Raw genomic sequence first — 21,704 nt, 5'->3', positions numbered from 1 at the left:
ATCAGAATATCTGCGGGACGTGTGCTTGACCTGTATGTGGCGTGTTTTGCCTGTCAGGCAACGCGAGGGATTGGGGGCGTAGCACTGACTGTGCGGGCTCGCATCGCAGTGCAGAGCGCGTAGGATTGCGAAAGCGTTCATATGTTCGTCATCGGCGGACGGATCGATGGGTGCCGCTCACGCTCTCCCCCATCCTACGAGCTCAATCTGAGCGCCGCCTGATGCGCTGGTACAGCCAAAATTTGCAATCTTGGTACTGGTTTCGTGACCAGGCGCGACGCATCTAGCCGCTAGTACCGCGACCGAAGCGAACCCGATCGGCAGTCTCAGTACAAGCCGGTCAATGCAGACAGCGCAGATCGCGGACACTTCCACACTGCCCGGCAGTTTGTGGATAGCCGTTCTGCTTAAGCTGCCCGCAACAGTTGCATCAAGAGACAATGACCGAGGAGATAATCCCATGAAAGCGATCGTTGTAACGGAACGGGCCGCGGGAACGGCCGGGATGAAGCTGGTGGACCGGCCCGAGCCGCAGGCATCGATAAACGACGTCGTTGTTCGGGTTCATGCGTCGGGATTTGTTCCGACCGAGCTGACGTGGCCCTCGACCTGGACCGATCGCCTCGAGCGTGACCGAACGCCGTCGATTCCTGGGCATGAGTTGGCTGGAGTGGTCACCGCTCTCGGATATGGCACTACGGGGTTGTCGGTAGGACAGCGGGTGTTTGGCCTCGCGGACTGGTATCGCGACGGCACGCTCGCCGAGTATGTGGCGATCGAGGCACGCAATCTCGCGCCGCTCCCGGGCGACGTCGACTTCACGGTGGGCGCAAGCCTGCCGGTCTCGGGCCTAACCGCGTGGCAAGGGCTGTTCCAGCATGGCCGTCTCCAGGCGGGGCAGAGCGTCCTCGCACACGGCGCGGCCGGCGCAGTCGGGTCGATGGTAACGCAACTCGCACGAGAGGCCGGCGCCTACGTCATCGGCTCTGGACGCGCCGCCGACCGTCAGACAGTGCTCGACTTCGGCGCGAAGGAGTTCGTCGACCTCGACAACGATGCCCTGGAAGACATCGGCAAAGTCGACTTGGTGTTCGATGTCATCGGCGGTGACATCCAGAAGCGGTCCGCAGGATTGATTCGAGTCGGAGGAACACTGGTCACCATCGTCGGGCCCGCAGAGGCGCGACCCTCCGACAGCCTGACGGTCGACTTTGTCGTCGAGGCCGATCGTGCCCAACTGAGTGAGATCGTCCAGCGGGTGCGGGACGGACGATTGCGGACAAACATCGGCAACATCTCGATCTTCGACGATGCGATCACCGCCTTAAACCCGACCAGGCGACGCAAGGGGAATACGATCATTCGCGTTCGTCCCTGAGGGAGCATGCCCATCGATGCACGCAGCGTGCAGGATGGGCTGAGTCCTTGCGAAACCCATCATATTTCGTCATCGGCGGACGGTTTGATGGGTTTCGCTCAAGCTCTACCCCATCCCACGAGCTTAGGTCCTCAAGCTCCCGGATGTGCTTCGCGGTCCATATTAAACGTAGGTCACCCAACTCCGGTTTGGTGCAATCGTGACGGTTACCAGCGGTGATGGTGCCGCCAGCCATAATGATGGCCTCGGCCTCTGCCCCAGCCGTAATGATGACCACGGCCGCCGCGATGACCCCAGCCGTGGCCACCGCCATGTCCGTGGCCGCCCTTGACCTCGATGGTGTCAGTCTGAGACCCGCCCAGTGCGTCCGGCTTGGCAACGGGCATCGCCGAAGCTGAAGGTGAGGGTATTAAAGCAACGGTCCCCGCCACAAAGCCGACCAAGCAAAGCCACTTCATGCAATCGCCTCCCAATAAGAATGAAACCAAGGGCCAGCCGGCCGCGGCACATTGCGGCCGCGTTCGCTCCCGCTCGTCAACAATGAAGCCGGGAAAAAGTTGCAATGAAATCTGGCGCATTGCGGAGGGGCAGGAGACCTATGCCCGGTTGAAAGCAGTCGTGGTCCACTTCGAATCAGAAGCTGCCTTCACGCACTCCCGCTCCGTTAGGTCGGCAACGGGCGCAGCACACCTCGGATGGGTTGGGCCCTTGGGAAGCCATCATGCTTCGTCATCGCGGACGGTTTGATGGGTTGCTCGCGCTCTACCCGTCTTACGAGTTCTAGGCTGCCTTGACGGCCCTGATCGCGATCCGGCGGACGATTTCCGCAGCGATGTCGCTGATCGAGCCGATGAAGTCGACAGGCCCATCATATTCCGTCGCATTCAAAGGCATACCGCGCGTTGCGGCGCCGTGCGTCCCCAGCACCATCGTGACGCCGCCGGCGAAATGTATCGCCTCCAAGCCACGCGATCCGTCGTTTAGCTCACCGCGCAATACAACTCCGATCGCGCGCCTTCTGGCGTGAGCTGCGACAGACGTGAACAACAGGTCAACCGTCCGATTGCGATACTGGTCTTGCGGGCCCTCAATCAGGTGGACGCGGCTTCGCGCCGCCAGAGAAAGGTGCGCTGCAGGTTCGCCGACGTAGCAGACGCCAACCTCGAACTCCTCGTCCTCGTCCGGTATCATCACGGGCAGCATCGACCGGCGCGCCAGCACCTCACGCAGATAACTGATGCGGTCGCTGGGGCGATGCAGGACCACAAGCACGACGGCGGCCAGATTGGCAGGAAGCGCTCCGAGTAAGTCCCCCAAATCGCGCAAGCCCTCAGCACCGGAAGCGCCGATTGCGACAAAACAAGGCCCGAACTCATCCGCTCGATTTGGCTGCATGTCGCCAAAATGGCAGGCTGCACTGCGACAGGATTGATCTGCCTCAAGTTTGGTCCGAATGAGCTTGGATCGGGCTAGTCTCGCGACTTCACTAGAGAGCGCGTAGCATGGGTTGAGCACAGCGAAACCCATCATGCGCCCTCATCGGCGGACGGATGATGGGTTTCGCTGGCCCTTTACCCATCCCACGAGTTTGCTTCAAGCCGGCACGATCACCTTGCCGATCGGCCAGAGCGCGATGCCCGCGAGCTTGAGGTGGGCCCAGGCGAAGGGAATGCCGATGATGGTGATCGCGAGGGCCAGGGCGGTGAGGAGATGGCCGAGCGCCAGCCACCAGCCGGCCAGCACGAACCAGATGATGTTGCCGATCACCCCGAGCGGGCCGGTGCCGATATCCTCGACACCGGTGACCTCATAGCGGTTGACGGCCCGCGAGCCGAACGGCATCAGCGTGTAGACCGCGATGTTGAAAGCCGCCCGCGCCCAGGGCAGGCCGATGATCGTGATCGCCATGATGACCGCGGCGACCAGCCAGCCGAGCGCCATCCAGGCGCCGCCGATGAGGATCCAGAGCAGGTTCAGCAGGATGGAAACGGGAGCCATGGGATGATCCGAAGGTCGATGATCCCGTTCATATAACATGATCGCCGAGATCATGGTTCACGACCGCAAGTTGGCGCACGATTGCTATCGATGTCGTCGTCGCTTTGCGCGAGGTCGAGCGCAGCGGGCATCGCCGACCCTCCCTCGAAAGTGATCGTTACCGGGTAACTACGGTGTTCCCTTGCAGGAACGGACGCGCTATCGGAAATCGGCAATCGGGAAAAAATGGCATAGAGCGCAGCTGCGGAAGCGGCCGCTTCAGAACGCCTGTCGGTATTTTTATACCGGAAACAAGCAGTCCCCGTGTGTTGGAATTGAGTTTCGCAAAACGAGGAGGCTGAGTCTGCGGGGGGTGTCCTGCGCGCGGTCGACGATGGGGCTTTCATGAAAGTGGCAAACGAGGTCATCGAGCTGTTGGTGCAGTCTGCGGGCACATGGCTTTTTGAGGGCCACCGCTCCGGCTTGACCGACCGCGAATGGATGGCACTTCGCTTCCTGGCGCGCGCAAACAGATTCTCGAAAACTCCGAGCGCCCTGGCAACCTATCTAGGCACGACTCGGACGAGCGCATCCCAGATCGCCGCCGTACTTGCAGAAAAAGGACTGCTGACGCGCAAGGCGTCGACGGAAGACAAGCGCTCGATCGCGCTGTCCGTGACGCCACAGGGCACGAAGTTTCTCGATCGCGATCCGATCAGTGCCCTTCGGGATCAGGTTGTGATACTCGAGCTTGCCGACAGAACGCGACTACGCGATGCACTCCGGCAGGCCCTTCTCCGTCTCGATACTGCGCTAAGGCGGCATCATACAGACGTTTGCAGCGAGTGCATGTTCTTGGCAGAAAGAAGCAAGCAGAAGGGCAGTCACTTCGAATGCCGTTTGTTTCGAAAAGAACTGGCCCTCAAAGAAACAGAATTGCTCTGCACCCATTTCGAGAGGCGCACCTGAGCGTTTGGCAGCCTTTCCTGGCGGAGGCTTTTCGTCTGTCTTCGGTCAGATCTTCCGCCCCGCCTGCTCCCAATAGGGATCGCGCAGGCGGCGCTTGAAGATCTTGCCGGAATCTTCGCGCGGCAGCCCGGTGCGGATCTCGATGTGCTTTGGCACCTTGTAGTCGGCGAGTGAGGCCTTCAACCGCGCGCGGATATCGCCGGCGTCGAGCGCGATGCCCGGCTGCGGCTCGACAACGGCCATCAGCGCTTCGCCGAACTCGGCATCGGGGATGCCGAACACCGCGCAATCATGCACGCCGGGCACGGCGTGCAGCACGGACTCGATCTCGGCCGGGTAGATGTTGACGCCGCCCGAGATCACCATGTCGCGCTTGCGGTCGCAGATGAAGACGTAGCCGTCTTCGTCGATGTAGCCGACGTCGCCGGAGGTGATGAAGCCGTCGCGATCGATCTCGGCGCGCTTCTCCGGCTTGTTGTGATAGGTGAAATCGGCCATCCCGGCCATGCGCGAGTAGATCTCGCCGATCTCGCCGACGCCCAGCACGCGCCCGTCCTCGCCGATGAAGCGTAGCTCGGCGCCGGGCGAAATCCTGCCGACAGTGCCGGGCTTCCTCAGCGCGTCCTCGGAGGTCGCAAAGGTGACAGCGCTGGATTCGGTCGAGCCGTAGAATTCGTAGATCACCGGCCCCCACCATTCGATCATGGCGCGCTTGACGTCCGCCGGACAGGGTGCTGCGGCATGGATGATATGGCGCAGCGAGGAGACGTCATATCGCTTGCGCACGTTCTCCGGCAGCTTCATCAGGCGGATGAACATGGTCGGCACCATGAAGATGGTGTCGATTTTGTAGCGCTCGATCAGCTCGAGAAATTCTTCGGCCTCAAAGCGCGGCATCAGCACCAGTGCGCCGCCGAGTTTTCCCGCGCGGATGCCGAACGAGTTCGGCGCGGAGTGATAGAGCGGGCCCGGCAGGATCGTGCGGGCGCCGGGCTTGAGGCCATAGATCATCGCGCGCATGCGCTCGCCGGCGGCTGCCTGTTCCGGCGTCGGCGCATTGCGCCGTACGCCCTTGGGATGGCCTGTCGTGCCCGAGGTGTAGATCATGTTCATGGGCTGCGGCACGATCGGTCCGTCATAGGGCTGATGCTGCGCGAGCCAGGATTCGAAATCGATCGCGAAGTCCGGCGTCTTCAGATGATCGGGATCGATCTTGTAGCTGGACAGGATTTCCGGCGGCGTCGGCACGCTGAGCACGGTGACACCTTTCGGGATCTCATCGCGCAAGGCATGCAGCATGTCGGCATGGCCGATCAGCACGGAGGTGCCGGTATCGTTCAGGATGTAGTTGATCTCTTCCGGCTTGAAGTGCCAGTTGATCGGCACACCGTAGGCGCCCAGCCGCATCGCGGCGTAGGCAGCTTCGATAAAGGCGATGTCGTTGCGCATCAGCATGCAGACGCAATCGCCCTGCCTGACGCCGATCTTGCTGAGGCCAGCGGCGATGCGGTCGGCACGGTTGGCGACGTCGGCATGGGAGCGGCTGCGCTCGCCGGAGACGATGCCGAGGAAATTTGAGATTTCGCTCATTGTTGATTTTTCTTTGTTAATTAGTAGCGGTGCCAGTTGGTCGTCATCACCGGGCTTGTTCCGGTGATCCACGTTCTGCTTCGTCGCCTTGCCAAAGAACGTGGATGGCCGGGACAAGCCCGGCCATGACGGAGACAAGAGTCAGTCCGCAAATTTCGGCACGCGCTTCTCCAGGTTGGCACGCACCGCCTCGGTCTGGTTCGCGCTGCCGATCAGCTTCTGCTGCTCGACGGACTCGGCGAGCAGCGCGGGGCCCGGATCGACCGAGAGATTGTTGAGCAGGCGTTTGGCGGCGCGGATCGCATCGGGGCTCTTGCCGGCGATCTCGCGCGCGACGTCGAACGCGGCAGCGCGCGGGTCGTCGCAGATGCGCGTGGCGAGACCGTAAGCCATCGCCTCCTGCGCGGAGAAGATGCGGCCCGTGTAGGTGAGATCGCGCAAGATGTCATCGCGCACCAGTGAAGCCAGGATCGGCGTGCCGGCCATGTCGGGCACCAGACCCCATTTGATTTCCATCACCGACATCCGCGCATCGGGCGTGAGGAAGCGCATGTCGGCGCCGAGCGCGAGCTGGAAGCCGCCCCCGAAGGCGACGCCCTGGATTGCTGCGATCACCGGGACCGGAAGCTGGCGCCAGCCCCACACGGCCTGTTGCGCAAAATTCGCCTGGCCGTACGTGCGCGCGGTGAGGTCGCGATTTTCGCCACCCGGAATTCCGTTGCCGCCCTTTTCCTTCATGGCGGCAAAACGCCCCATGTCGAGACCGGCGCAGAAGGCGCGGCCTTCGCCGGACAGCACGACAACGCGCACGCTCTTGTCCTTCGAAAGCCGGTCCGTTGCGGCAACAAGCGCCTCGAACATGGCTTGATCCAGCGCATTCATCTTGTCCGCGCGCACCAGCCGCACGTCGGCAACGCCTTCCGAGATCGAGATCGAGACGCGCTCTTCCATGGATGAATTCTCCCCTGGTTCCCTGCTGTTCTTGTTCGGTGCCGCTTTACAGGAAGCCGGCGGCCGGATTTAGTCAATCGATCAATTAACCGACAATCGCGACAGGGGAAACAGCCATGTTCAAGGAAAATCTTCTGGCGGGACGGCGCATCCTCGTGACCGGCGGTGGCACCGGGCTCGGCAAGTCGATGGCGGCGCGCTTTCTCCAGCTCGGCGCCGAGGTGCATATCTGCGGCCGGCGCAAGATCGTCTGCGACGAGACCGCGACCGAGCTGATGGCCGAGTATGGCGGCCGCGTGAGCAGCCACGGCGTCGACATCCGCAACGCGCTCGCCGTCGAGGAGATGATCGAGGCCATCTTTCGCGACGGCCCCCTCACCGATCTCATCAACAACGCCGCCGGCAATTTCATCTCGCGCAGCGAAGAACTGTCGCCGCGCGGCTTCGACGCCGTCGCCAACATCGTCATGCACGGCACATTCTACGTGACGCATGCGGTCGGCAAGCGCTGGATCGCGTTGAAGCAGCCCGGCAACGTCGTCTCGATCACCACGACCTGGGTGCGCAACGGCTCGCCTTACGTGGTGCCGTCGGCGATGAGCAAGTCGGCGATCCATGCCATGACGATGTCGCTCGCCACCGAATGGGGCCGCTACGGCATCAGGCTGAACACGATCGCGCCGGGCGAGATCCCGACCGAGGGCATGAGCAAGCGCATCAAGCCCGGCGACGAAGCCGGCGCGCGCACCAAGGCGATGAACCCGATGGGCCGCGTCGGCACCATGGAGGAATTGCAGAACGTCGCCGTGTTCCTGATCTCCGGCGGTTGCGACTGGATCAGCGGCGAGACCATCGCCATGGACGGCGCGCAGGCGCTCGCGATGGGCGGCAATTTCTACCAGCTCCGCGACTGGAGCGACGACGATTGGAAAACCGCGCGCGAGAGCATCATGGCGCAGAACGAGAAGGACCGGGCGAAGCGGGGGTAGTTCGCTCTCTCGTGCCCCGGACGCAGCGCAGCGCGCCGCCTTCGGCGTGGTGCGCTGCTGAGCCGGGGCCCACGTTTCTTGCACGTCGATAGAATGGGTCCCGGCTCTGCGCAGCAGCGCGAGAGCGCTGCAGCGCGTCCGGGACACGAAACCGCCATTGAACTTCTCCCATCTTGTCATCGCCCGCGGATGACGCCACACTCCCCACCATAAAAACAAGACGTCACGGGAGAGACATGTCCACCACACAGCCATTGGCTGACCTCGCCGACATGGTGCGCGAGCGCGCCAAGAGCCGCGGCAACGCCATCGCCTTCGAGTTCGAAGGCCACGTCACCAGTTTCGCCGAGTTCGACATCAACACCAATCGCGTCGCCAATGCGCTGATCGCGATGGGCGTGAAACGCGGCGAGCGCATCGCCTATCTCGGCAAGAACAGCGACATCTATTTCGAGCTGCTGATGGGCGCCATGAAGGCCGGCGTGGTAATGGCGCCGGTGAACTGGCGGCTCGCGGGCCCCGAGGTCGCCTTCATCGTGAGCGACTGCAAAGCGCCGGTGCTGTTCGTCGGGCCTGAGTTCATCACCCAGGTCCGCCAGATCAAGGAGCAGTTGCCGGGCGTGCGCAGCGTCATTACCACCGAAGGCGGCGCACCGGAATGGCAGGATTTCACAGCCTGGCGCGATGCACAGAGTGGCGACGATCCCAAGGTGCCGATCGACCCCCGGGACATTGCGATCCAGCTCTACACGTCAGGTACGACAGGCAAGCCGAAGGGCGCGATGCTGTCGCATGCGAACTTCCTCAACCTCGTGCAGACCGGAAATGCCGAGGACAAGCCCGAGTGGAACCGGTGGTCGACCGACGACGTGTCGCTGGTCGCGATGCCGATCTTCCATATCGGCGGCTCCGGCTGGGGCGTGATGGGGCTCTATCACGGCGCCCGCGGCGTGATCGCGCGCGAGTTCGATCCGACCAAGGTGCTGGATTTCTTCGAACAGTCCGGCATCACAAAGCTGTTCATGGTGCCGGCCGCGATGCAGTTCGTGGTGCGGCAGCCACGCGCGAAGACGGTCGATTTCTCACGGTTGAAATACATGCTCTATGGCGCCTCGCCGATCCCGGCGGCGCTGCTGAAGGAATGCATCGAGATCTTCAAATGCGGCTTCGTGCAGATGTACGGCATGACCGAGACCACCGGCACCATCGTCGCGCTGCCGCCGGAGGATCATGTCGAGGGGCTGGAGCGGATGCGCTCGGCGGGCAAGGCGCTGCCGGGCGTCGAGATCGCGATCCTTGATGTCGACGGCAAGCCGCTGCCGCCGCGCGAGGTCGGCGAGATCGCGACGCGCTCGGGCTCCAACATGGCAGGCTACTGGAATTTGCCGGAAGCGACCGCCGCGACGCTGCGCGGCGACGGCTGGCTGCGCACCGGTGACGCCGGTTACATGGACGAGGACGGCTACCTCTACATCCACGACCGCATCAAGGACATGATCATCTCCGGCGGCGAGAACATCTACCCGGCCGAGGTCGAGAGCGCGCTGTGCGATCATCCTGACGTCGCCGAGGCTGCCGTGATCGGCATCCCCGACGACAAATGGGGCGAGGCAGTGAAGGCCGTCGTGGTGATGAAGCCGGGCAAGCAGGCCAGCGCCACCGACATCATCAATTTCACCCGCGAGCGTATCGCCGGGTTCAAGACGCCGAAGAGCGTGGAGTTTTTGCCGGCGCTGCCGAGGAATCCAAGCGGCAAGATTTTGCGGCGGCAGCTGAGGGAGCCGTATTGGGCGGGGAAGGACAGAAGGGTGAATTAGGCTCGCTTTGAGAAGCGATCGTGCAATCGGGAGCTCCGTCCATGGCGACATCTCTGGATTGCTTCGCTTCGCTCGCAATGACGGTGTGGAGGCAGATGCGCGCCTCTCTCCGCCGTCATTGCGAGGAGCCCTTGCGACGAAGCAATCCAGACTGTCTCTCTGGAAAGACTTTGGATCGCTTCGCTCGCGACAATCCCCTAATGCTTCCCCGGCCCCATATAGCCAAACAAAAATCCCGCCACCTTGCGGATCTGGATCTCCTCGCTGCCCTCAGTGATGCGGTAGCGGCGGTGGTGGCGGTAGATGTGCTCGAACGGCTTGTGGCGTGAGTAGCCCATGCCGCCATGGACCTGCATGGCGCGGTCGGCGGACTCGCAGCAGAGGCGGTTTGCCCAGTAGTTGCACATCGAGACGCGGTCGGAGAGCGTGCGCTCGATCTGCTCCTCGGTGAGCTTGTCCATCTCCCAGGCGGTCTTGCGGATCAGCAGCCGCAGCATCTCGGCTTGCGTCGCCAGCTCGACCAGCGGGAACTGGATCGCCTGGTTCTCGGCCAGCGCCTTGCCGAACGGCTTTCGCTCGCGCGCGTACTTTACACTTTCATTGATGCAGTAGACCGCCGCCCCCAATGAACTCGCCGCCTGCCGGATGCGGTTCTGGTGGACAAAACACTGCGCCAGCGACAGGCCGCGGCCGACCTCGCCGAACAGCGCGTCCTCCGGCACGAACACGTCGGTGAAGCTGACGCGCGGATGATCGGTCGGCATGTTGAAGGTCCACATGTACTCTTCGATCTTCACGCCATCGCTCTTCGCCGGCACCAGGAAACAGGTGATGCCGCGCGCATCGCCGTCATTGCCGCTGGTGCGCGCGAACAGCGCGCAATGCGTGGCAACATGCATGCCGGTCGTCCACATCTTCTCGCCGTTGATGATCCAGCCCTTGACGTTGTCGCGGGTCGCCGGCACTGCGCGCGTTTCCATATGGGTCGCATCCGAGCCGTGATGCGGCTCGGTCAGGCCGAAGGTGATGCGGTACTTGCCCTTGATCGAGCCGTCGATCATCGCCTTCTGGTCGTCGCGTCCGTAGCGGTCGAGCATGGTGGCGACAGGAAAGTTGCCGACGATGGAATGCTCGTTCTGGAGGTCGTTGTGCAGGCCGAGCCCCTTGGCGGCAAAATGCTCGCGGATCACGGCCATCCAGAGGTTGGAGCCATCCTTGCCGCCATACTGCTTCGGCACCGGAAACCGCAAATGACCGGCAGCGTCCGCGAGATCCTTGGCCTTGCGCAGCAGCGCTTCCCATTCGTGACGCGGCAGGCCGCCATTCTCGAAATCGGTGCGCGCCCATTCGCGACGATGATCGAAGAAGCGGATGTTATCGTCGGCCTCCTCCAGCGGCTTGATCTCGCGTTCGATGAAACGGTCGAGCTCTGCGAGATAGGCGACGAGATCGGCAGGCAGTGAGAAATCCACGGTTCTCTCCCGGATGATTTTTCGTTTTGCGTTAAGGCGCTATACGCACTTTTGCTTCTCACGATTAAGGTGAGAAGAGTCCGCGCAAGTCAAGCGATGCGAGATGTGTGAGAGGCGCAAGGCGCGCCCGCGCAATTCGATGGTGTTGAAACGCGCCTGCGCGCTAGTATAGCCGCAATATTCCTTCACGAGAAAATGCGGGAGCGACCATGGAGCTGAAGTTCTCGAAGGTGGAACGCAAGGGGCCGATCACGATCGTCACGCTGTCTCGGCCCGAGGTCTACAACGCGCTGCACACCGATGCGCATTTCGAGCTGCAAAAGGTGTTCGACGATTTCTCCGCCGATCCCGAGCAGTGGATCGCGATCGTCACAGGTAGCGGCGACAAGGCGTTCTGCGCCGGCAATGATCTGAAGTGGCAGGCAGCCGGCGGCAAGCGCGGCTGGGACAAGGGTGGCTTCGCCGGCCTCACCGCGCGCTTCGACTGCGACAAGCCGATCATCGCCGCGGTCAATGGCGTCGCCATGGGCGGCGGTTTCGAGATCGCGCTGGCCTGCGACCTCATCATTGCCTCGGAGAACGCGACCTTCGCCCTGCCCGAGCCGCGCGTGGGGCTTGCCGCGCTCGCCGGAGGCCTGCACCGGCTGCCACGCCAGATCGGGCTGAAGCGCGCCATGGGCATGATCCTCACCGCGCGCCATGTCAGCGCCAAGGAAGGTCTTGAACTCGGCTTCGTCAACGAGGTGGTGCCGCAGGGCGAGGCGCTCACGGCCGCGCTGCGCTGGGCCGACATGATCACCAAGAATTCGCCGATGTCGATCCGCGCCTCGAAGCAGGCAATTCAGAAGGGGCTTGGCGTGTCGCTGGAGAAGGCGATCGAGGAGCAGCGGGAGTATCCGGCGGTGAAGGCGATGGTGGCCTCGCAGGATTACATCGAAGGACCGAAGGCGTTCTCGGAGAAGCGGCCGCCGAAATGGATGGGGAAGTAAACTGTTTCCGTCATGGCCGGGCTTGTCCCGGCCATCCACGCCTCACCGCACGGCGCGAAGAACGTGGATGCCCGGGACGAGCCCGGGCATGACGATGTGGAGAGAGTAGCGCGCCTGCATCAACGCCGTCATTGCGAGCGCAGCGAAGCAATCCAGACTGTCTCCGCGGAGACGGTCTGGATTGCTTCGTCGCTACGCTCCTCGCAATGGCGAGGAGAGGTCTACCCGCCTCGCGACAGCTCGCGCTTGTACGACGCGTAATTCGGCTGGTCGACTGCGAGCTTGTCCATCGTGGTCGCCCACAGATGCTCGGCGAGGCCTGGCGTTGCGAGATCGACCTCGCCCTTGGCGATGCGCTCGGCGAGTGCGCGGTTGAGGTCGGTGACCGAGCCGTCCATGCCGAGCAGAGCACGCAGTCGCTCCACCTCCGCGGCATCGCTCCCCTCCTCCCGCGTCAACTGACGCGTCACGAGATCGAGGATGTTGATGGCGACGCGCAGCTTGAAGGCCTGATGGCCGGAGATCAGCGGCGTGATGTCGTTGCGGAGGAAATCGGCGACCGACTTGGTCAGCTCGACCGGGGTCGGTTCGTCTTGCATGGTCAACTCCCCCGCGGCGCCAGCAGCCGCAACAGATCGATCTCAGTCTCGGAAGCGCGACGGCCGATCATGGCGCGTTCCATCGAATGGTCCGGGCCTTCGCGAAACCGCTGCATCATGCCGCCGCACATGATGCCCCAGCGTAGCGTGCCCATCACCTCCCAGAAATTTACGCGCGCTGCATCGACCTTCCGGCCCGCGGCCTCATAGCCCGCGAACAGCTCCTCACGCGAACCAAACCCGCCGACCGGCTTGTCGATCTCGCCAAAGCGCCACGAGTTGACGCAGACCCAGCCGAGGTCCTCCATGGGGTCGCCGAGATGGGCGAGCTCCCAGTCGAGCACCGCGCGCACGCCGTCGGCACCGATGATGAGATTGCCATTGCGGAAATCGCCATGCACCAGCGTCGTCTCGGCGGCAGGGCCCGGGTCGCGATCGCGCAACCAGCGCAGCGCCAGCTCGAACACGGGTTTTGGCCAGTCCAGGCTGTCATAATCGCGCTCGAACTCGGCGATCTCCTTGCTCGCATCGCGACTGCGCAGCTCGGGCAATTTGTCCAGCGGGAGCCTGTGCAGGCCCGCAAGCACGCCGCCGATCTGCCGTGCGAGAAGCGGCCGCGCCGCCGCGAACTCGTCATCGCGAAGAATCTTGCGCGCGATGGTCTCGCCCTCGACCCGCTGCATGACGAAGCCGGTGCCGAGATCGTCGTCGGGCACCAGCACATGCATCACGCGGGGCGACGGCACGCCGGCCTCATAGGCGAGCTGCATCAGCTGCGCTTCTGCGGCAAGACCCGCCGCGCGCGTCGGCGCCGCGCCATAGCCCTTCGGTGAGCGGCGCAGGATTGCGCCGATCACGCCATTAGGATGCGCAATGTCGAAGCGCCAGGTTTCCTGGCTGGCCCCACCGGACAGCCTTGCCACGCCGGCGACACCGGTCGCGCCCGGGCACCAGCGCGCAACGCTGCGGGAGAGTTCGGCCTCGATCATTTGCCTTTGAACTGTGCCGGGCGCTTCTCCAGGAACGCACCGACGCCTTCGCGGAAATCATCCGTGTCGCCGGCGCGGAGCTGGCACTGGAATTCGAGATTGAGCTGATCCTCGAAGGAATTTTCCGGGCTGTCCCAATAGAGCTTGCGGATCAGCGACAGCGCGACCGTCGGGCCGCTGGCGAGGTCGCGCGCGAGCTTCATCGCCTCCTCCATCAGCACGCCGTCATCATAGACGCGGTTGACGAGGCCCCATTCCAGCGCCTTCTCGGCCGGGAGCCGCTCGCCCATCAGCGACAATTCGATCGAGCGTGCCTTGCCGATCAGCCGCGGCAAGAGCCAGGTCGAGCCGCAATCCGGCACGAGGCCTATACGGCGGAAGGCTTGAAGAAAGTAAGAGGACCGCGCGCATAAAATCATGTCGCCGAGCAGCGCGAAGCTCATGCCGGCGCCGGCCGCCGGGCCGTTGACCGCGGTCACGATCGGGCAATGCAGGTTGCGGATGCGGCGCAGGAAGGGATGGAAGCCAGTCTCAAGCGTCAGGCCGGCCTTGGTCTTCTTCGACTGGTTGTTGCGGCCCTGGAGATTCGCGCCGGTGCAGAACGCTCGCCCCGCGCCCGTCAGCACCACGCAGCGCACCTCGTCCTTCTTCTCCTCGATCGCGTCGAGCGCTTCTGAGAGACCGCCCAGCATGTCCACGGAGACTGCGTTCATCACCTCCTGGTGGTCGAGCTTGAGGACCGCGACCGCACCGTCGAGATCGAGCGTGACGTGTTTGAACTGCATGGTTTCCTCGTGAGTTGCGGCCTGCGCCAGTTTCGCAGACCGGAATTGCTTTTGCCGGAGCGCATATTTGATTTTTGGCGCGGTCTTGTCCATGGTGATCGGAGCATAGCAAGCAATCTTGCGCGCAGCGGCTGATGCGCGCATGCCAAAAAAACAGGAAACGCGCCATGAACCTTTTCGACCTTTCAGGACGGGTCGCCGTGATCACCGGCGGCAATGGCGGGATCGGACTCGGCATCGCGCAGGCGCTCGCCGGCCAGGGCTGCAACGTCTCGATCTGGGGCCGGAATGCTGACAAGAACAAGGCCGCTGCCGCGAGCCTGGCGGGGCTATCAGGCAAGGTCGACGCGCGGGTCTGCGACGTTACCGACCCGGCCTCGGTCAATGCCGCGATGAAGGCCACGCTCGACCTATTCGGTCGGGTCGACGGCTGCTTCGCCAATGCCGGTATCGGCGGCGGCGGCCGGCGCTCCTTCATCGAACGCACCGAGGAAGAATGGCGCACGATGTTTGCGACCAATCTCGATGGCGTGTTCCACGCGTTCCAGGCGGCCGCAAAACACATGACCCAACGCGCCGAGGCGGGCGATCCCTTCGGCCGGCTGGTGGCGACTTCGAGCCTCGCCTCGATCTTCGGCACCGCACGCAACGAGCACTACGCGGCGACCAAGGCTGCGATCAACGCCCTGGTGCGCGCGCTCGGCGTCGAGCTGGCGCGCCACGGCGTCACCGCGAATGCGATCCTGCCCGGCTGGATCAAGAGCGACATGACCTCAGGCCTGATGGCCAACGAGAAGTTCGTGGCCAACGTGATGCCGCGCATTCCGGTGCGACGCTTCGGCGAGGCCAGCGATTTCGGCGGCATCGCGGTGTATCTGATGAGCAAGGCCTCGTCGTATCACACCGCGGATACGTTCGTGATCGACGGCGGCTATACGGCGTTTTGATTCTTGTAGCCCAGATGGAGCGCAGCGCAATCCGGGACCGCCAAAGCAAACAAGACCCGGATTACGCTGCGCTCCATCCGGGCTACAAATCATAATGAGGGGAACGGCAGAATGTTTTCACACGTGATGATCGGCACCAACGACCTCGACAAGGCCAAGGCGTTCTATGACAATTTGCTGTCCACGCTCGAGGTGCGGCCGGCGCGCGTCGACGGCCATCGCATCTTCTACATCACCAAAACCGGCGTGTTCTCGGTCACGAAGCCGATCAACGGCGAGGCAGCGACGTGCGCGAATGGCGGCACCATCGGCTTTGCTGCCAACTCGCCGGAGCAGGTCAATGCATGGCATACGGCCGGAATCGCCGCCGGCGGCGTTCCCTGCGAAGATCCTCCCGGCATCCGCCAGGGCCCGGGCGTCAACCTCTATATTGCGTATTTGCGTGACCTCGACGGCAACAAGATCTGCGCGATGCATCGGATGGCGAGCTAGATCGGCATATTCAGTGTCGTCCCGGCGAACGCCGGGACCCATAACCACGGGGAGTGGTTGTAGCGCAAACTCGTAACTCCGAGTCTTCGTCAAACTCCTCCCTGTGGTTATGGGTCCCGGATCTGCGCTGCGCTTGTCCGGGACGACGCTGGAGAGTGTTCGCCCCCATTCAAACAACATTTCAAACGCTCGCGATATTCCATCGCGTGGCATGGCTTGCGTTGGAAAAATGCGCGCTCGCACTTCGGCGACGCCGCGACTATTCTCGCCTGCAGCACGATCTCAGCGCCCCCGGGAGGAACAATGACAAAACACACCTATATTCCCCGCACCACCAACTACACCCTCAATCCCGGCGACGAGCTCAACGACCTCAGGATGTCGGACCAGGTCCGGCCGCTCTATGATCACGTCAGGAAGTTCATCCGCGACACCGTCGAGCCGATGTCGATCGAATTCGCCAAGGCCGGCGAAGGCAAGCAAGACCGCTGGAGCTTCACGCCCAAGCAGCTCGAGGTGCTGGAGAAAGCCAAGAACAAGGCCAAGCAGGAAGGCCTCTGGAACTTCTTCCTGCCCGACGACGAGACCGGCCAGGGCCTGAAGAATCTCGACTACGCCTATATCGCATCCGAGCTCGGCAAGAGTCCGCTGGCCTCGGAGAGCATGAACTGCTCGGCGCCCGACACCGGCAACATGGAGGTGCTGGAGCGCGTCGGCACCAAGGAGCAGAAGGAGAAGTGGCTGAAGCCGCTGATGAACGGCGAGATCCGCTCGGCCTATGTGATGACCGAGCCGAACGTCGCCTCCTCCGATGCCAAGAACATCTCGACAAGCGCAAAGCTCGTCGGCGACGAATGGGTCATCAACGGCGAGAAATATTACATCTCGGGCGTCGGCGATCCCCGTTGCAAGATCCTCATCGTGATGGTGAAGACCAACCCGGATGCGGCGCCGAGCAAGCAGCAGTCGCAGATCCTGGTGCCGCGCGACACCCCCGGCGTCGAGGTGCTCGGTCCCATGTACGTGTTCGGCCAGGACCACGCGCCGCGCGGCCATATGCACATGCGCTTCAACAACGTGCGCGTGCCCAAGGAGAACATTCTGCTCGGCGAAGGCCGCGGCTTCGAGATCTCGCAGCTTCGGCTAGGCCCGGGCCGCATCCATCACTGCATGCGCACCATCGGCAAGGCCGAGAAGGCGCTCGATTTGATGGTGCAGCGTGGCCTCACCCGCGAAGCCTTCGGCAAGAAGATCGCCCATCTCGGCGGCAACATGCAGATCATCGCGCAGGCGCGCTGCGAGATCGAGGCGATGCGGCTGATGGTGCTGAAGGCCGCCAAGGCCATGGACGTGCTCGGCAACAAGGAGGCTCGTGTCTGGGTCTCCATGGTCAAGGCCATGGTGCCGGAGCGCGCCTGCAAGATCATCGATCAGTCGATCCAGATGCACGGCGCCACCGGCATCTCGCACTGGACCCCGCTCGCCGAAATGTACCAGGACGTCCGCCATCTCCGCTTCGCGGACGGTCCGGACGAGGTGCACTGGATGGTGGTGGGACGCCACGAGCTGAGCATGGCGTGAGGTCCTTCTTCCCCTTCTCCCCGCTTGCGGGGAGAAGGTTGGGATGAGGGGGAGTCTCCGCGAGGACGCTGTCAGTCGGACTCGCGGAGACTCCCCCTCACCCGCATTGCATCTTCGATGCAATCCGACCTTTCCCCGCACGCGGGGCGAGGTGAAGCGAGCACCACCTACGACGCGGTAGTCTCGCCGACCTTGTCCTGCGTCTTGGTCTCGAAATCGCCGGCATCGTGCCGCTCGTGGAGCTGGCTGGCGGGGTCGCCGGAGACACGGTTGACCATCCGGCCGCGCTTGACGGCCGGGCGCTTGGCGATCTGGTCGGTCCACCGCTGCACGTGCTTGTAGTCCTGCACGGACAGGAACTCGCCCGCGCCATAGACCAACCCCTTGGCGAGCGCGCCGTACCACGGCCACACCGCCATGTCGGCAATGCTGTATTCGCTCCCGGCGAGATATTCGTTGTCGGCGAGCCGGCGGTCGAGCACGTCGAGCTGGCGCTTGGTCTCCATCGCAAAACGGTCAATGGCATATTCGATCTTGGTCGGCGCGTAGGCGTAGAAATGGCCGAAGCCACCGCCGAGATAGGGCGCGCTGCCCATCTGCCAGAACAGCCACGACATCGCCTCGGTGCGGCTCTTGATGTCCTTCGGCAGGAAGGCGCCGAACTTTTCCGCGAGGTAGAAGAGGATCGAGCCGGACTCGAACACCCGGATCGGCTCCGGGCCGGAGCGGTCCATCAGCGCCGGGATCTTGGAATTCGGATTGATGTCGACAAAGCCGCTGCCGAACTGGTCGCCGTTGCCGATCTTGATCAGCCAGGCGTCGTATTCCGCGCCCTTGTGGCCGAGCGCCAGAAGCTCCTCCAGCATGACCGTGACCTTCACCCCGTTCGGCGTCGCCAGCGAATAGAGCTGGAAGGGATGCTTGCCGACCGGCAGCTCCTTGTCATGGGTGGGACCGGCAATGGGACGGTTGATGCTGGCGAACTGTCCGCCGTTCTCCTTGTTCCAGGTCCAGACCTTGGGCGGCACGTAGGCGGGGGTGTCGGTCATGCGAGGGCTCCGGCAAAAAGATGCGTGTGCATTAATTAGCCCACGGACGGCCGATGGCAAGCCCTGCCGGCCCTGCGTCCGGCGCGGGCCTCGCGACCGCGTCATGCGATCAGCCGTCACCATACCCTCGCGGGCTCCCGATTGACGACGCCTGCACGCAAGAACAGCGGGGGAATCCGGCATGGGATCGCCGACAGTGATGAGTTAGCGTCGTCACCGCTTCGCCAGCGAAAGCAACGAGATGCGCAGGCCGCCGGAGGGAACGATGAAATCGCCGATCTGCGACATGCTGGGCATCGATTTCCCCCTGCTCGCGTTCAGCCATTGCCGCGATGTCGTCGCCGCGGTCAGCCGCGCCGGCGGATTTGGCGTGTTAGGTGCGACCGTGCACACGCCGGATACGCTGGAGCGCGAACTGAAATGGATCGACGAGCACGTTGACGGCAAGCCTTACGGCATCGACGTGCTGATCCCCGAAAACATCTCGACCTCGGGCGAGAAGGACGTCACCTGGAAGAGCCTTGAAGCGCGCGTGCCACAGGAGCACCGCAACTACACGCGCGATCTCCTGAAGAAATACGACATCGAACTCACGACCACCGAGGTCGCCGACAACCAGCCGCAGCCGTTCGATGGCAGGACGGCGCTGGAGCTGCTGGAGATCTCGTTCAAGCACCCGATCCGCCTGATCGCCAATGCTCTCGGCGTGCCGCCGAAGGCGATGATCGAGATGGGCAGGAAGCACGGCGTGCCGGTCGCTGCGCTGGTCGGGGCCAAGGAGCACGCGCTGCGCCAGGTCGCGGCCGGCGTCGATATCCTCGTGGTCCAGGGCACCGAGGCCGGCGGCCATTGCGGCGAGGTCTCGACCATGGTGCTGGTGCCCGAGGTGATCAAGGCGATCAAGAATATCCGCGACGTGCCGGTGCTGGCGGCCGGCGGCATCATGACGGGACGGCAGATGGCGGCCTGCATGGCGATGGGTGCCGCGGGCGCCTGGACCGGCTCGGTGTGGCTTGCCACCGTCGAGTCCGAGACCACGGAGATCTTTCGCGAGAAGATGATTGCGGCGTCGTCGCGCGATGCGGTGCGCTCGAAGGGCCGCACCGGAAAGCCGGCACGGCAACTTCGCTCGGTGTGGACCGACGCCTGGGACCGCGCACCCGAGAGCCCCGGCGCATTGTCGATGCCGCTGCAAAGCATCGTCAGCCGCGACGCCTTCAACGCGATCGACCGCGCCGCTGCGGGCGGCAACGCGAAGGCGCGCGATCTCGTGAGTTACTTCGTCGGCCAGGGCGTCGGGCTGATCGACAGCGTGAAATCGGCCGGCGCGGTGGTGCAGGAGTTCAAGGAAGAGTTTGCCGAAGCCGTCGAGCACATGAATGCGCTGGTGGCGGAGTGATTGCCACACACCGTCATTGCGAGCGCAGCGAAGCAATCCAGACTACCATCGCGGAAAGACCCTGGATTGCTTCGCTACGCTCGCAATGACGAACAACTGACATCGTGAATTTGAAGCATGACAGACCAGAAAAATACCCCCGAAGACCGCATCCCCGTCATTGTCGGCGTCGGCGAGATCGTCGACCGCCCCAAGGAGATCACCAAGGGTCTCGAGCCGCTCGACCTGCTCGAACGGGCGCTGCGCCGCGCGGAAGCAGATGCGGGCGCAGAGCTGCTCGGCGAGGTGCAATCGCTCGACGTCGTCAACTTCCTGAGCTGGCGATATCGCGATCCGGAGCAGCTGCTGGCGCAGCGGCTCGGAATCACGCCGTCGCATTGCTATTACGGGCCGGTCGGCGGCGAGAGCCCGATCCGCAATATTCACGAAGCCGCAAAGCGCATCGCGCGCGGAGAATGCAGTGTGGCCGCCGTTTGCGGCGCGGAGGCGCAGTCGACCGCAACCAAGGCGGAGCGCTCCGGCGCGAAGCTGCCATGGACGCCCTTCGCCCATGACGTCGAGGAGCCGAAACGCGGCGCAGCGTTTCAGAAACCGCTGGCCGTGAAGCTCGGCGTGTTCCGGCCCGTGACCGTCTATCCGTTCTACGAAGCGGCATCGTCCGCCCATTGGGGCCAGACGCCGCGCGAGGCGATGGCGGAGTCGGGTACACTCTGGTCACGCTATTCCGAGGCCGCTGCGCAAAATCCAAATGCCTGGTTGAAGCGACGCTATGCGCCGGACGAGATCACGACGCCGACCGCCGACAACCGGCTGATTGCCTGGCCCTACAACAAGCTCATGGTCGCCAACCCCAGCGTCAACATGGGCGGTGCGCTACTGCTCACCAGCCTCGCCAAGGCGCGTGCGGCCGGCATTGCCGAGGACAAGCTCGTCTACCCGCTCGGCGGCGCCTCGGCGGAAGAGCCGCGCGACTATCTCCTGCGCGACCAGTTTTATGAAAGCCATCCGCAGAACGCAGTCTTGAAGGCCGTGATGGATTTCGCCGGCGGCGACGGCAAGAAGTTCGACGCGATCGAGCTCTATAGCTGCTTCCCGTGCGTGCCCAAGATGGCGCGGCGGACCCTGGGGCTGGATGGGGACGTGCAGCCGACCGTGACCGGCGGCCTCACCTTCTTCGGCGCGCCGCTCAACACCTACATGACCCATGCGGCCTGCGCGATGGTGCGGCGTGTTCGCGACGGCGCAAAGCTCGGCCTGCTCTACGGCCAGGGCGGCTTCGTCACCAAGCATCATGCGCTGGTGGTGTCGAAGGCCCCGCCGCGTGAAGCATTGGCACAGGAGACGAACGTGCAGGCGGCGGCGGACAGCAACAAGCGCGCGGTGCCGGAGTTCGTCACGGATGTCTCAGACAAGGGCAAGGTGGAGAGCTTTACGGTGCTCTACGGCCGTGGTGGCGATGTCGAGCACGGCGTGGTGATGTTGCGGACGGAAAACGACAGACGCACGCTGGCGCGGATTCCGGCGGGCGATACCGCGACGCTGGCGCATCTGCTCGACATGAACAGGACGCCGGTGGGTTCGCTTGGAGAGATCACGATGGCCGCGGATGGCGTACCGGAGTGGCGGGTGGTGTAGGCCTCGTAGGGTGGGTTAGCCGAAGGCGTAACCCACCTCTTTTGCTTGCTCGGAGACGAACAGTGGTGGGTTACGCTTCGCTAACCCACCCTACAG

19 protein-coding genes are annotated in these 21,704 nt (G+C 63.5%); 10 read left to right on the top strand and 9 right to left on the bottom strand.

Annotation, left to right across the window (positions count from 1 at the left end):
- The first annotated feature begins 460 nt into the window (after positions 1–460).
- Positions 461–1,378: an NADP-dependent oxidoreductase gene (locus tag AC0L3P_RS19650; RefSeq protein WP_473304144.1), complete on the top strand. Its 918-nt coding sequence runs from the start codon at positions 461–463 to the stop codon at positions 1,376–1,378.
- Positions 1,379–2,158: 780 nt separating this feature from the next.
- On the opposite strand, the gene AC0L3P_RS19645 is transcribed toward AC0L3P_RS19650, so the two are convergent.
- Positions 2,159–2,908, bottom strand: coding sequence for a chemotaxis protein CheB (locus tag AC0L3P_RS19645; protein ID WP_275170562.1), 750 nt, complete (start codon positions 2,906–2,908; stop codon positions 2,159–2,161).
- Between the two features lie 63 nt (positions 2,909–2,971).
- Entirely contained in the window at positions 2,972–3,376 is a 405-nt protein-coding gene (locus AC0L3P_RS19640; protein WP_275170561.1) for a YccF domain-containing protein, read from the bottom strand.
- Between the two features lie 384 nt (positions 3,377–3,760).
- Here AC0L3P_RS19640 and AC0L3P_RS19635 point away from each other — a divergent pair, with 384 nt between their 5' ends.
- Positions 3,761–4,324, top strand: a complete 564-nt coding sequence (locus AC0L3P_RS19635; RefSeq protein WP_275170560.1) for a MarR family transcriptional regulator — start codon at positions 3,761–3,763, stop codon at positions 4,322–4,324.
- A 45-nt stretch (positions 4,325–4,369) separates the two neighbouring features.
- Here AC0L3P_RS19635 and AC0L3P_RS19630 read toward each other — a convergent pair whose 3' ends face one another.
- Both AC0L3P_RS19630 and AC0L3P_RS19625 read right to left on the bottom strand, forming a co-directional pair.
- Positions 4,370–5,914, bottom strand: a complete 1,545-nt coding sequence (locus tag AC0L3P_RS19630) for an acyl-CoA synthetase (protein WP_473304140.1) — start codon at positions 5,912–5,914, stop codon at positions 4,370–4,372.
- Between the two features lie 141 nt (positions 5,915–6,055).
- Complete coding sequence (locus AC0L3P_RS19625) at positions 6,056–6,865, bottom strand: crotonase/enoyl-CoA hydratase family protein (RefSeq protein ID WP_473304137.1); 810 nt, start codon at positions 6,863–6,865, stop codon at positions 6,056–6,058.
- A 116-nt stretch (positions 6,866–6,981) separates the two neighbouring features.
- Between AC0L3P_RS19625 and AC0L3P_RS19620 the strand changes: the two genes are divergently transcribed.
- Both AC0L3P_RS19620 and AC0L3P_RS19615 read left to right on the top strand, forming a co-directional pair.
- A complete protein-coding gene (locus AC0L3P_RS19620) occupies positions 6,982–7,854 on the top strand; it encodes an SDR family oxidoreductase (protein ID WP_473304135.1) in 873 nt (290 codons plus the stop codon).
- Between the two features lie 236 nt (positions 7,855–8,090).
- On the top strand, positions 8,091–9,671 hold the full coding sequence (locus AC0L3P_RS19615; protein ID WP_473304133.1) for a fatty acid--CoA ligase: 1,581 nt from the start codon (positions 8,091–8,093) through the stop codon (positions 9,669–9,671).
- 197 nt (positions 9,672–9,868) lie between these two features.
- Here AC0L3P_RS19615 and AC0L3P_RS19610 read toward each other — a convergent pair whose 3' ends face one another.
- On the bottom strand, positions 9,869–11,143 hold the full coding sequence (locus tag AC0L3P_RS19610; protein ID WP_473304131.1) for an acyl-CoA dehydrogenase family protein: 1,275 nt from the start codon (positions 11,141–11,143) through the stop codon (positions 9,869–9,871).
- Between the two features lie 209 nt (positions 11,144–11,352).
- Between AC0L3P_RS19610 and AC0L3P_RS19605 the strand changes: the two genes are divergently transcribed.
- Entirely contained in the window at positions 11,353–12,132 is a 780-nt protein-coding gene (locus tag AC0L3P_RS19605) for an enoyl-CoA hydratase-related protein (RefSeq protein ID WP_473304129.1), read from the top strand.
- A gap of 221 nt (positions 12,133–12,353) precedes the next feature.
- Here AC0L3P_RS19605 and AC0L3P_RS19600 read toward each other — a convergent pair whose 3' ends face one another.
- From AC0L3P_RS19600 to AC0L3P_RS19590, 3 genes are read right to left on the bottom strand one after another with little or no spacing between them, the layout of a single operon-like run.
- Entirely contained in the window at positions 12,354–12,731 is a 378-nt protein-coding gene (locus tag AC0L3P_RS19600) for a DUF6285 domain-containing protein (RefSeq protein ID WP_473304127.1), read from the bottom strand.
- Between the two features lie 2 nt (positions 12,732–12,733).
- Positions 12,734–13,720: a phosphotransferase family protein gene (locus tag AC0L3P_RS19595; RefSeq protein ID WP_473304125.1), complete on the bottom strand. Its 987-nt coding sequence runs from the start codon at positions 13,718–13,720 to the stop codon at positions 12,734–12,736.
- Positions 13,717–14,505 carry an enoyl-CoA hydratase/isomerase gene (locus AC0L3P_RS19590; protein WP_473304122.1) on the bottom strand — a complete coding sequence of 263 codons (789 nt, stop codon included), beginning with the start codon at positions 14,503–14,505 and terminating at the stop codon, positions 13,717–13,719. The genes AC0L3P_RS19595 and AC0L3P_RS19590 overlap by 4 nt, the downstream gene beginning before the upstream one ends.
- Positions 14,506–14,672: 167 nt before the next feature.
- Between AC0L3P_RS19590 and AC0L3P_RS19585 the strand changes: the two genes are divergently transcribed.
- The 3 genes from AC0L3P_RS19585 to AC0L3P_RS19575 all read left to right on the top strand — a co-directional run bounded on the left by AC0L3P_RS19585 (position 14,673) and on the right by AC0L3P_RS19575 (position 17,525).
- Positions 14,673–15,452, top strand: coding sequence for an SDR family NAD(P)-dependent oxidoreductase (locus AC0L3P_RS19585; protein ID WP_473304119.1), 780 nt, complete (start codon positions 14,673–14,675; stop codon positions 15,450–15,452).
- Positions 15,453–15,563: 111 nt separating this feature from the next.
- The gene (locus AC0L3P_RS19580; protein WP_473304116.1) at positions 15,564–15,944 is read left to right on the top strand and encodes a VOC family protein; all 381 of its coding nucleotides are present in this window, start codon (positions 15,564–15,566) and stop codon (positions 15,942–15,944) included.
- A 303-nt stretch (positions 15,945–16,247) separates the two neighbouring features.
- Complete coding sequence (locus AC0L3P_RS19575; protein ID WP_027568951.1) at positions 16,248–17,525, top strand: acyl-CoA dehydrogenase family protein; 1,278 nt, start codon at positions 16,248–16,250, stop codon at positions 17,523–17,525.
- 167 nt (positions 17,526–17,692) lie between these two features.
- On the opposite strand, the gene yghU is transcribed toward AC0L3P_RS19575, so the two are convergent.
- Positions 17,693–18,574, bottom strand: coding sequence for a glutathione-dependent disulfide-bond oxidoreductase (gene yghU, locus AC0L3P_RS19570; protein ID WP_473304112.1), 882 nt, complete (start codon positions 18,572–18,574; stop codon positions 17,693–17,695).
- Between the two features lie 265 nt (positions 18,575–18,839).
- Between yghU and AC0L3P_RS19565 the strand changes: the two genes are divergently transcribed.
- Positions 18,840–19,973, top strand: a complete 1,134-nt coding sequence (locus AC0L3P_RS19565; protein ID WP_473304110.1) for a nitronate monooxygenase — start codon at positions 18,840–18,842, stop codon at positions 19,971–19,973.
- Positions 19,974–20,090: 117 nt separating this feature from the next.
- A complete protein-coding gene (locus tag AC0L3P_RS19560) occupies positions 20,091–21,608 on the top strand; it encodes an acetyl-CoA acetyltransferase (protein WP_473304108.1) in 1,518 nt (505 codons plus the stop codon).
- The last annotated feature ends 96 nt before the right edge of the window (positions 21,609–21,704 follow it).

It is taken from the genome of Bradyrhizobium sp. WSM4874, assembly GCF_055811835.1.
The sequence above is the reverse complement of the archived record's forward strand: the minus strand, read 5'-3'. Positions and strand labels throughout refer to the sequence as shown.